This window comes from Streptomyces sp. NPDC054834 (genome assembly GCF_053611185.1).
The window spans coordinates 1-1,381 of the sequence record NZ_JBSGZV010000119.1 but is presented as its reverse complement, the minus strand read 5'-3'; the positions used below and the strand labels follow the sequence as shown (position 1 = coordinate 1,381).

1 protein-coding gene is annotated in these 1,381 nt (G+C 70.7%); it reads left to right on the top strand.

Annotation, left to right across the window (positions count from 1 at the left end):
- Positions 1-5 precede the first annotated feature (5 nt).
- Positions 6-1,283 (top strand): IS701 family transposase, encoded by a 1,278-nt coding sequence (locus tag ACWGJM_RS48995; protein WP_453418275.1) that lies wholly within the window; start codon positions 6-8, stop codon positions 1,281-1,283.
- Positions 1,284-1,381 lie beyond the last annotated feature (98 nt).

Sequence of the window (1,381 nt, the reverse complement as noted above, 5' to 3'; positions counted from 1 at the left end):
ACTGTGTGGACGCACATGAAGTGAACCGGGTGCGGGCGTCGTTGGCGTTATTCGTGGCGGATGTGTTCGCCTCGGTGCCGCGTAAGGACCAGCGGGCCAAGGGCGACTGCTATCTGCGGGGACTGATGGTGAACGGTCGCCGCAAGTCCATCCAGGCCATGGCCTCGCGGCTGTCGGACGGCAACGAGCAGAACCTGCAGCAGTTCGTGAACCAGTCCACCTGGGATCCGGTGCCGGTGCGCCGGCGGATCGCCGAGCGGCTGGTGCCGCGGGTCGGCCCGGACGCCTGGGCGGTCGATGACGTGTCGTTCCCGAAGGACGGCAGGATGTCGGTCGGTGTCGCGCACCAGTACTGCGGTGCGCTGGGCAAGCAGGCCAACTGCCAGGTCGCGGTCAGCGTGCACGCGGTCTCCGATGCGGCCTCGTGCCCGCTGAACTGGCGGCTGTTCCTGCCCCAGGAGTGGGCGGATGATGCTGTCCGGCGCCGGCGGACCGGCGTGCCCGAGGACGTCGGGCACCGGGAGAAGTGGCGCCTGGCACTGGACGCCCTGGATGAACTGGCCGGATGGGCACTGGTGCCGCCGGTGGTGGTGGCCGATGCCGGCTACGGGCAGAACGCCGACTTCCGCGCCGGCCTGGCCGAGCGGGGACACGCCTACGTGGTCGGCATCCGCGGCGATGTCACCGTCCAGCCGCATGACGCGCACCCCGATGCCCCGGCCTGGTCCGGCAACGGCCGCCCGCCGGTTCCCCGCTACCGGCAGCCACCGGTGCCGGTAGCGGAACTGGCAGCGGCCGCCGGATGGGAAGCCTTCAACGAGGTGACCTGGCGGGAAGGCTCCCGGGGCCCGATGACCTCCCGCTTCCTCGCGATTCCGGTCAGGCCGGCCGGGGTGCGCCCGCGTCGGCTGGCCCAGGCAGCCGCGGTGGCCCGGCAGGGCCGGTGGGACGGTGTCCTGCCCGAGGTGCGACTGCTGGCCGAGTGGCCCGACGGCGAGGACGAACCGACCCGCTTCTGGCTGTCCGACCTGGCCGACGACACCCCGCTCCCGGAACTGGTCCGCCTGGCGAAGATCCGCTGGCGCATCGAGCACGACTACCGCGAACTCAAGCACGGCCTCGGCCTGGACCACTTCGAAGGCCGCTCCTGGCCGGGCTGGCACCACCACGCCACCCTGGTCACCGCCGCCCATGCCTTCCTCACCGAGCAGCGGCTGGCCCCAAAAGCCGACACAGCGGACTCACCCTCTACCAGATCCTCGACGCCCTCCAGGACCTGCTGAACTGCTGGACCGGCACCTGCACCACCTGCCACCAACCCCTGCCCAGCGGCATACACACGGCACCAAGATCGAGACAGACCTAACGGAGTCCTACTAGT